This window comes from Bradyrhizobium sp., from assembly GCF_030693485.1.
GTDB lineage: Bacteria > Pseudomonadota > Alphaproteobacteria > Rhizobiales > Xanthobacteraceae > Bradyrhizobium.
This window is the reverse complement of sequence record NZ_JAUYAN010000174.1, coordinates 1-9150: the sequence shown is the minus strand read 5'-3', so window position 1 is coordinate 9150 and position 9150 is coordinate 1. Positions and strand designations below refer to the sequence as shown.

General features: G+C 65.1%; 8 protein-coding genes. 3 read left to right on the top strand and 5 right to left on the bottom strand.

What is annotated here, in order from left to right:
• The first annotated feature begins 93 nt into the window (after positions 1 to 93).
• From Q8N40_RS12690 to Q8N40_RS12680, 3 genes are all read left to right on the top strand, one after another.
• Entirely contained in the window at positions 94 to 981 is an 888-nt protein-coding gene (locus tag Q8N40_RS12690) for a dihydrodipicolinate synthase family protein (RefSeq protein WP_305712068.1), read from the top strand.
• A 142-nt stretch (positions 982 to 1123) separates the two neighbouring features.
• Positions 1124 to 2230 carry a S1C family serine protease gene (locus Q8N40_RS12685; protein ID WP_305712067.1) on the top strand — a complete coding sequence of 369 codons (1107 nt, stop codon included), beginning with the start codon at positions 1124 to 1126 and terminating at the stop codon, positions 2228 to 2230.
• Between the two features lie 167 nt (positions 2231 to 2397).
• The gene (locus Q8N40_RS12680; RefSeq protein WP_305712066.1) at positions 2398 to 4725 is read left to right on the top strand and encodes a xanthine dehydrogenase family protein molybdopterin-binding subunit; all 2328 of its coding nucleotides are present in this window, start codon (positions 2398 to 2400) and stop codon (positions 4723 to 4725) included.
• A gap of 202 nt (positions 4726 to 4927) precedes the next feature.
• Here the strand turns inward: Q8N40_RS12680 and Q8N40_RS12675 are convergent, their stop codons facing one another.
• From Q8N40_RS12675 to Q8N40_RS12655, 5 genes are read right to left on the bottom strand one after another with little or no spacing between them, the layout of a single operon-like run.
• The gene (locus Q8N40_RS12675) at positions 4928 to 5278 is read right to left on the bottom strand and encodes a DUF86 domain-containing protein (RefSeq protein WP_305712065.1); all 351 of its coding nucleotides are present in this window, start codon (positions 5276 to 5278) and stop codon (positions 4928 to 4930) included.
• Positions 5278 to 5580 carry a nucleotidyltransferase family protein gene (locus Q8N40_RS12670; protein ID WP_305712064.1) on the bottom strand — a complete coding sequence of 101 codons (303 nt, stop codon included), beginning with the start codon at positions 5578 to 5580 and terminating at the stop codon, positions 5278 to 5280. Before Q8N40_RS12670 ends, Q8N40_RS12675 begins: the two co-directional genes overlap by 1 nt.
• A gap of 33 nt (positions 5581 to 5613) precedes the next feature.
• Positions 5614 to 6810, bottom strand: a complete 1197-nt coding sequence (locus Q8N40_RS12665) for an acyl-CoA dehydrogenase family protein (protein WP_305712063.1) — start codon at positions 6808 to 6810, stop codon at positions 5614 to 5616.
• Between the two features lie 14 nt (positions 6811 to 6824).
• On the bottom strand, positions 6825 to 7976 hold the full coding sequence (locus Q8N40_RS12660) for an acyl-CoA dehydrogenase family protein (RefSeq protein WP_305712062.1): 1152 nt from the start codon (positions 7974 to 7976) through the stop codon (positions 6825 to 6827).
• A 4-nt stretch (positions 7977 to 7980) separates the two neighbouring features.
• Positions 7981 to 8832, bottom strand: coding sequence for an enoyl-CoA hydratase (locus Q8N40_RS12655; protein ID WP_305712061.1), 852 nt, complete (start codon positions 8830 to 8832; stop codon positions 7981 to 7983).
• Positions 8833 to 9150 lie beyond the last annotated feature (318 nt).

Below are 9150 nucleotides of genomic sequence, written 5' to 3'. Positions count from 1 at the left end.
TGGCTTCCGCAATGGCCCGGAGGAAGCTCCGGGCCATTCGCTTTTCTGCAGCGCATTTGACCCGGGCGCCGCGCGGGTTCTAAGGTCGGTCTCATGACTGATTTCCACGGCGTTTTTCCCTATCTCGTCTCCCCCATCGATCCCGCAGGCCAGATCCGCACCGATGTGCTGGCTCGTCTCTGCGACGATCTCATCCAGTCCGGCGTACACGGGCTGACGCCGCTCGGCTCGACCGGCGAGTTCGCCTATCTCAACCACGCGCAGCGTCTGGCCGTGGTGCAGACCACGATCGAAGCGGCAAAAGGCCGCGTGCCTGTGGTCGCGGGCGTCGCCTCGACGTCGACGGCAGACGCGGTGGCGCAAGCCAAAGCCTGCCAGAAGCTCGGCGCCGACGGCATCCTGGCGATCCTGGAAGCGTATTTCCCGCTCACCGATGCGCAGGTCGAATCCTATTTTCGCGCCATCGCGGATGCGGTCGATATTCCCGTGGTGATCTACACCAATCCGCAATTCCAGCGTTCGGACCTGACGCTCGACGTCATCGCGCGGCTCGCGGCCCATCCGCGCATCGGCTACATCAAGGACGCCTCGACCAATACCGGGCGGCTGCTGTCGATCATGAACCGCTGCGGCGACTCGATCCGCGTGTTCTCGGCGTCGGCGCATATCCCGGCCGCCGTGATGCTGATCGGCGGGGTCGGCTGGATGGCGGGGCCGGCCTGCATCATCCCCCGGCAAAGCGTCGAACTCTACACTCTCTGCAAGGCCGCGCGCTGGGACGACGCGCTGAAGCTGCAGCGCAAATTGTGGCGCATCAACGAAGCCTTCGCGCGCTACAACCTCGCGGCCTGCATCAAGGCCGGGCTGGCGATTCAGGGCTATGAGGTCGGCGATCCCGTGCCGCCGCAGGCAGGGCTGACAGCGGACGAGCGCCGGGCGGTCGAGACGGTGTTGCGGGAACTGGCGGACGCGGCTTCCTGACGGGTGCCGCCGAGACAGGCCAGAAACTTCTGGCCCGTTGGGACGTTCTTGCACGGGGCGCGGTTGGCGCGCCGCAGCGGATAGAACAGGGTATTATCCTGACCCTGCAATTGACTGGATCTGGCAATGAGGTGAGTGAAAGATGGACCGTCGCACCACTCTCGCCCTGGCAGCCGTCGCGGCGCTGGCGCTGGCGCTGTCCGGAGCGAAATTCTGGTTCACCCCGTCGACGGTCTCGGTGGCGCGAACGATCGAGCAGCGCGGCGCATTTTCCGAGGCCGAACGGGGAGCGATTGAAATTTTCGAGCGGGTGTCGCCGTCGGTTGTGCAGGTCGCGGCGCGTTCCGGCTCCAACCCGATGACCGAGGACGAAGGGCCATCGTCACCTGGCGGAGCGCCGTCGTCATCCGGCACCGGTTTCATCTGGGACAACCAGGGCCATGTGGTCACCAACGACCACGTCGTCCAGGGTGCAAAGACGGTCGCCCTTCGTTTTGCTTCCGGAGAAGTAACCGAGGCCGAGGTGATCGGAGTCGCACCGAATTACGATCTTGCCGTGCTCCGGATCGGCAATGCCCGGCAGCCGCCGCCGCCGTTTGCGCTCGGGAGTTCTGCCGACTTGAAGGTCGGGCAAGCCGCATTTGCGATCGGCAATCCGTTCGGGCTTGATCAATCGATGACCAGCGGCATCATCAGTGCGCTCAAGCGGAGGCTCCCGACCAGCAGCGGTCGCGAAATAGGCAATGTCATTCAGACCGATGCCGCGATTAATCCGGGCAACTCGGGTGGACCGCTGCTGGACTCCGCCGGGCGCCTGATCGGCGTCACCACCGCGATCTATTCGCCGTCGGGCGCCAACGCCGGAATCGGCTTCGCGGTACCGGTCGATATCGTTAACCGCGTCGTACCTGAGCTTATTCGAACCGGACGCGTGCCCACTCCCGGCATCGGTATCGTGGCGGCGAACGAGGCGCTGGCGACCCGGCTCGGGATCGAAGGGGTGATCGTTGTGCGCACGGCGCCCGCAGGTCCGGCGGAACGTGCGGGGATCCGCGGCGTCGATCTCGCCTCCGGCGCGCTCGGGGATGTCATCACCGAGGCCAACGACAAGCCCGTTCGGCGACTTTCAGACCTTACCGATGAGATCGAGCAGATCGGCGCCGGCCGATCGGTGAAACTGGTCGTGAAGCGGGGCTCGCAGTCGCGCAATCTCGACGTCAACATCGTGGACATCGGCCGATCCCAATAGTGCTCGAATACGAGGCGGTTCTCTGCCGCCGACCAGGGATTTCTTGCCCCGCGCGCGCCCCGTCGGGCGTGTCATTTGCGCTTTGGGAGAATGACCGCGGTCGGTTGTTTCCATCGCAAAATCCGCTAAAACCCGCCCTTCGAACAAGAGACTCGAAGGATCAACTGATGAACATTCTTCCCGGCAATTTGCGTTTCGGTGCGGGCCAGTCCGTCAAGCGTCTTGAAGATCAGCGATTGCTCACCGGGAAGGGGCAGTTCATCGACGACAAGCCGGACGACGGCGCGCTGTGGCTGCATGTGCTGCGCTCGCCGCATGCCCACGCCAGGATCACCTCGATCGACACCAAGGCGGCTGCCGGGATGCCCGGCGTCGAGGCGGTCTACACCGGTGCCGACCTCGTCGCCGGCGACATCGGCACCATCCCGACGCTGTCGGTGTTCATGCGGCCGGACGGCAAGCCGATGACGGTGCCGCCGCGCCGGCTGCTGGCCCATGAAATCGTGCGCTATGCCGGCGAAGCGGTGGCCGCCGTGGTGGCGACGTCGCGGGTGGCGGCGCAGACCGCGGCGGAAGCGATCGCGATCGACTATGAAGTCTTGCCGTCGGTGGTGGATCCCGTTGAGGCGACAAAGCCGGGCGCGCCGGTGGTATGGGCCGAGGCGCCGGACAATATCGTCGCCGCCATGAGCTATGGCGATGCCGCCAAGGTCGAAGCCGCGTTCGCCAGCGCTGCGCATAAAGTCTCGCTCGATCTGGTCAGCCAGCGCCTCATTCCCTCCGCGATGGAGCCGCGCTCGACCATTGCCGAGATCGAGAAGAAAACCGGACGGCTGATCCTGCATGTGCAATCGCAGACGCCGGGCTCGACGCGTGACCTGCTGGCCGATGCGGTCCTGAAGCGGCCGAAGGAAAGCATCCGCGTGCTGGTCGGCGATATCGGCGGCGGCTTCGGCCAGAAGACCAGCCTCTATCCGGAAGACGGCATCGTCGCCTATGCCGCGATCAAGCTGAATCGCAAGGTGCGCTGGCGCGGCGACCGCACCGATGAATTCGTCGGCGGCACCCATGGCCGCGATCTCACTTCGACCGGCGAGTTTGCGCTCGACGCCAAAGGCCGCGTACTGGCCTATCGGGTGCGCTCGGTCGGCGGCACCGGCGCCTATAGTTCCGGCGCCGGCAATATCATCCCGCTGGTGCTCGGCCCGTTCGTGCAATCGGGCGTCTACGACCTGCCGCTGGTGCATTACGAGGTCAAATCGGTGATGACCCATACCGCACCGGTCGGCGCCTATCGCGGCGCCGGCCGCCCCGAGGGCGTCTTCATCGTCGAGCGGCTGATGGACGCCGCCGCCCGGCAGATCGGGATGGACCCGCGCGCCATTCGGAAAGTGAATTACATCAAGCCGGCGCAACTGCCCTACACCAACCCCGTCGGACAGGTCTATGACAGCGGCGCGTTCGCGCACATGCTGGAGCGCGCCTCCAGGCTTGCCGATTGGGATGGCTTCGCCGCGCGAAAAAAGGCGGCGAAGAAGAAGGGCCTGCTCTACGGCCGCGGCCTCACCTCCTATATCGAATGGACCGGCGGCCGCGCCCATACCGAAAAGGTCAGCCTGCACGCCACGGCCGAGGGCCGCATCATCCTGCATTCCGGCACCATGGCGATGGGGCAGGGGCTCCAGACCACCTTCACGCAGATGGCGTCGGATGCGCTCGGCATCGCCATGGACAAGATCGACATCGTGCAGGGCGATACCGATCTCGCCACCGGCTTCGGCAGCGTCGGCTCGCGCTCGCTGTTCGTCGGCGGCACCGCGCTGGCGGTTTCCGCCGCCGACATGATCGCCAAGGCGCGCGAGAAGGCGTCGAACATTCTTGAGGCTTCGGTCGAGGACATCGAGTACCGCGAGGGCATGTTGACCGTGGTCGGTACCGACAAGCGGATCGGTCTGTTCGAGATTGCCAAGAAGGAGAGCGGCGCGCGGCTCAGCGTCGACAGCGAGGGCGAGGTCGACGGCCCGAGCTGGCCGAACGGCACCCACATCTGCGAAGTCGAGATCGATCCCGAGACCGGCGTGACGCGCATCGTGCGCTACACCACGGTCGACGACGTCGGCGTCGCCGTCAATCCGATGCTGGTGACGGGCCAGATTCACGGCGGCGTCGCCCAGGGCATCGGCCAGGCGCTGTACGAAGGCGTCAGCTACGACGCGGAAGGCCAGTTGTTGACCGCAAGCTACCAGGACTACTGCCTGCCGCGCGCCGACGACATCCCGCCGATCGCGGTCGCGCTCGACGACTCGGCGCCGTGCAAGACCAACCCGCTCGGCGCCAAGGGCTGCGGCGAATCCGGCACGATCGGCGGCACCCCCTGCCTCGTCAACGGCGTGATCGACGCGCTCAGCGAACTCGGCATCAAGAACCTCGCCACGCCGCTGACCCCGATGAAGGTCTGGCAGGCGATCCGGGATGCGAAAGCGAAGACGGCATAAATTGCTGTCGTCTTTCCGGGGCGATGCGCCGCATCGAACCCGGAATCTGGCGCAACAACTTCGAGATTCCGGGTTCGCGACTTCGTCGCGCCCCGGAATGACAACGAGCCCTACAATCCCAGCACCATCTTCGCGACGATCTCGCGTTGGATCTCCGAGGAGCCGCCGAAGATGGTGTAGGCGCGGCCTGACGTCTCCGCCGTCAAGACTCATACTCTGCAAGCATGCGCAGGATGATCGGCAGCAGCTTTGGGAGGTCGACAGTGGCGGTTTCCCACAAAACTCTGTCGTCGATGCGATGATACTCATGCCGCAGCGGATTGCCGATCGCGATGATGTCTGCCCAAGGTACATCGGGATAACGCGCCCGCAATTCCTCGGGCAAGGCGCGTGCCGCCTCGGAAACAATCTGGATTGCGCGTTCGGTAGTCCGGCGAAGGCCATAGCTTTCCCGGTACGCCTCGAAGCTCAAGCCCGCCAGCTCTTTCGACAGGCTTTCGATTTCGTCGCGCATATGCAACAGCCGCAAGCGCGGGCTCTTGCTGGCAGCCATCAAAAGATTTGCACGGCATCCCGCTCGACATCCGCACGGATGTAAGGCGAGAGCGCGTCCCGGGTCGAATAGCCAATTTCTGCCCGGTGCTCGAAGGCGTTCTCAAGCACGCGGAATGTGCCCATATAGGGACGCAGGCCAAAGGACGTGTCGGGCGCGACATCAACAAAGACATCCACGTCAGAATCAGGGCCCGCTTCGTCGCGCGCGTGCGATCCGAACAGGTAAAGCGCGGCTACCCCGAACGCCCGCAAGGCAGGTTCGGTTTCCCTCAGTTTGGCGATGGCTTCGTCGCGGCGCATACCTTCCAATATAGGCCAGAAGCCATGAATTTCCTACAGCCCCAGCACCATCTTCGCGACGATGTCGCGCTGGATCTCCGAGGAGCCGCCGAAGATGGTGTAGGCGCGGCCGTTGAGATATTCCGGCACCACCGGCAGGATCTCCTCGGGAATGCCCGGCGTCTCGTTCAGCCGGTACAACGGCCGCAGCGGTTCGACATAGAGACCGTCATTGCCGATCACCTCGACGCCGAGCCGCGTCACCGCCTGGCGGATTTCGCTGACTCTGAGCTTCAGCAGCGAAGACACCGCGCCCGGGTTCTGCCCGGTCTGCAACGCCGACAGCACCCGCAGTTCGGTCATCTCGAGCGTATCGATGTCGACCTCGATCTCGGACATCCTTAACCCGATGTCGGGATCATCGATAGCCCGGCCGGTGGCGTCGGATTCCGCGAGGTCCGAAACGGTCTTCAACGCGTCGCGCAACTTGGCCGACGCGATGCCGGAGCCGCGTTCGAATTCGAGCAGATACTTGCCGTAGGTCCAGCCCTTGCCTTCCTCGCCGACGCGGTTGGCGACGGGGACGCGGACGTCGTCGAAGAATACCTGGTTGACCTCGTGGTCGCCGCCGATGGTCAGGATCGGCCGCGTCGTGATCCCCGGGCTCTTCATGTCGATCAGGATAAAACTGATGCCGTCCTGCTTGCGCTCGGTGTCGTTGGTGCGCACCAGCGCGAACATGCGGTTGGCGTGATGCGCATGCGTGGTCCAGATCTTGGTGCCGTTGATGACGTAGTCGTCGCCGTCGCGCACCGCGCGGGTCTTCAGCGAGGCGAGGTCGGAGCCTGAGCCCGGCTCGGAATAGCCCTGGCACCAGTAATCTTCGCCCGAGAGGATTCGCGGCAGATAGAAATTCTTCTGCTCCGGCGAGCCGAAACCGATGATCACGGGGCCGACCATCTTGACGCCCATCACGTTGACGTTGGGCGTGCCGGCGCGGGCGCATTCGGCCTCGAAAATCCAGCGCTGCGCCGCCGTCCAGTCCGGCCCACCCTGGTCCACCGGCCATCCCGGCGCGCCCCAGCCCTTTTCATGCAGCGCGCGCTGCCAGGCCATGCCGATATCGGGATCGGAAAACACCGACGGCGTCAGCGCGGTGGCGCGCTTCATTTCCGACGTGAGGTTTTGCGCGATGAAATCGCGGACTTCTTGTTCGAAGGCACGCTCTTGCGGGCTGAAGGTGAGATCCATGCTGGCGCTCCGGTTCAGGCGTGAGGGGTTGTTCGTCCGCCCAACGCGGCGTGACGGCGGTAATGATGGGCGCTGCCGCCGAACAGCGTATCGAAGGCGAGCAGCCGCTTGAAGTAGGAGCCGATGTCGAGCTCTTCGGTGACACCCATGGCGCCGTGCAGCTGCACCGACTGCTCCGCGACGAAGCGCGCGGACTTGCCGATTTTGGCCTTGGCGCCCGAGGCGGCGCGGCCTCGCGCCACCGGCTCGGCGTCGGCCATCACGGCCGCGCGCAGCGCGATCGAACGCGCTTCGTCGCAATGCATCGCCATGTCGGCGAGGCGGTGGCGGATGACCTGGTTGGCGGACAGCGGCCGGCCGAACTGCTGGCGCACTTTGGTATACTCCAGCGTCATGTCGAACATGACCTGCATGATGCCGACCGCTTCGGAGCCGAGTGCCGCCAGCGCGTGGTCGACCACGGCTTCGATTTGCGGCAGCGCATCGTCGCCATCGCCGAGCAGGGCGTCGGCGGCAAGGCTCACATTGGCGAGATCGAGGTTGCAGGCGCGGCCGCCGCCGAGCCGGGCGTAGTCGCGCAGCGTGATGCCAGGCGTGCCGGCGGGAACGAGGAACAGGGACAATTTTCCAGTGGTGCCCTCGTCGCTGGCGACGCGGGCCGAGACGATGATCTGACCCGCCGCATGGCCGTCGAGCACGGCGGTCTTGCGGCCGTCGAGCCGCCACCCGTCGGCCACCTTCATCGCCGCGGCCTCGACTTTCGAGAGGTCGAACCGCGCCGCGCGCTCCGAATGCGCGAACGCCAGGCGAAGCGAGCCGTCGGCGATCTTCGGCAGCATCGCCTGCTTCTGCGCCTCGCTGCCGCATGCCGCGATCAGGCCGGCGCCGATCACCACGGTCGACAGATAGGGCTCGGACACCAGCCCGCGGCCAAAGGCTTCCATCACGATTCCGGTCTCGACCGAGCCGGCGCCGAGCCCGCCATATTCCTCCGCAATCGGCAGCGCCAGCCAGCCGAGATCGGCGAACTGTTTCCAGATCGCGGGGCTGAAGCCGAGCGGATCGCCGGCGCTGCGGCGGCGGTGATCGGCGTCATAGGTTTCCGCGATGAAGCGGTCGACACTTTCGCGCAGCAGGCGCTGCTCGTCGCTGAGGCTGAGATCCATCTGATTACTTTGCCGCCGCCGTTTTCCTGACCGAGGGATGCAGCCCCGCGGGATCCACCACCATGCCGAATTCCTGCAGATTATGCGCGTGACAGAGCTGATGCAGCGCAAAGGCCTGATCGATCGCCGCCGGCTGGCCCATGACGTCGACCGAGCGGTTGACCGCTTCCTTGGTCATCTTCAGCGCAAATGACGGTTTGGCCGCGATCCTCTCGGCCAACTGCAGCACGAATGACGACAGATCGGGCCGCGGCACCACGTGATTGACCATGCCAAGCCGGTGCGCTTCGTCGGCGCTCCAGACGTCGGCGGTGAACAGCAATTCCTTGGCCTTGCGCGGGCCAAGTTCCCAGGGATGCACGAACCATTCGACGCCACACACGCCCATGGTCACCACGGGGTCGCAGAACTCGGCATCCTGGCTCGCGACGATCAGGTCGCAGGCCCAGGCCAGCATCAGCCCGCCGGCGATGCACTTGCCATGCACTTCCGCGATGGTGGGCTTCGCCAGATTGCGCCAGCGCCGAGTGATCTGCAGGTAGATCTCCTGCTCGCGGGCGAAGCGGCCATGGGCGTTGGGTTCGGCAAAGCCGCCCCAATTTCCGACCGGCGGAAAATCCACCCCGGCGGCATTTTTGGCGCCGGGGCGCAGATCGTGCCCGGCGGAAAAGTGCGGCCCGTGGCCGGCCAGAATGATGACCTTGACCGAATCGTCCTGCACCGCAGCGTCGAACGCGGCGTTGAGATCGTAGGTCATCTGCAGGTTCTGCGCGTTGCGCGCCTCCGGCCGGTTCATCACGATCCGCGCGATCCGCGGTTCCGGCCGTTCCACGATGATGGTCTCAAAGCTGGTCATTGGGCTCTCGCTTCCCTCGTGTTTTGGCCATGTTGCCTGTTTCCTCAAATGATAGGCAAGGGCCATCGGCGCGAAATAGACGACAACCGCTGTCATTCGGGGGAAGCCCCAACGGGTCGGCGCCTCGCGCCGCCCGATGACAGGCTCCGGGCTGAGGCCGGAATCTCGAGATTGCAGGGCGAGATTCCGGGTTCGCGTCTTCGACGCGCCCCGGAATGACGGCGTGAAAGTCTGGCGTCGTTCTGCTACGCTGCGGAAAATTCCAACTGGAGAAATTACGATGCGCAGATTATGGACCGTGCTGGCGGCGCTGGCGAC

Bases quoted from the DNA above. Each gene is read 5' to 3' on its own strand.
- Q8N40_RS12685 (WP_305712067.1), top strand. From the start codon at position 1,124: ATGGACCGTCGCACCACTCTCGCCCTGGCAGCCGTCGCGGCGCTGGCG.
- Q8N40_RS12675 (WP_305712065.1), bottom strand. From the start codon at position 5,278: ATGGCTGCCAGCAAGAGCCCGCGCTTGCGGCTGTTGCATATGCGCGAC.
- Q8N40_RS12670 (WP_305712064.1), bottom strand. From the start codon at position 5,580: ATGCGCCGCGACGAAGCCATCGCCAAACTGAGGGAAACCGAACCTGCC.
- Q8N40_RS12680 (WP_305712066.1), top strand. From the start codon at position 2,398: ATGAACATTCTTCCCGGCAATTTGCGTTTCGGTGCGGGCCAGTCCGTC.
- Q8N40_RS12690 (WP_305712068.1), top strand. From the start codon at position 94: ATGACTGATTTCCACGGCGTTTTTCCCTATCTCGTCTCCCCCATCGAT.
- Q8N40_RS12665 (WP_305712063.1), bottom strand. From the start codon at position 6,810: ATGGATCTCACCTTCAGCCCGCAAGAGCGTGCCTTCGAACAAGAAGTC.
- Q8N40_RS12660 (WP_305712062.1), bottom strand. From the start codon at position 7,976: ATGGATCTCAGCCTCAGCGACGAGCAGCGCCTGCTGCGCGAAAGTGTC.
- Q8N40_RS12655 (WP_305712061.1), bottom strand. From the start codon at position 8,832: ATGACCAGCTTTGAGACCATCATCGTGGAACGGCCGGAACCGCGGATC.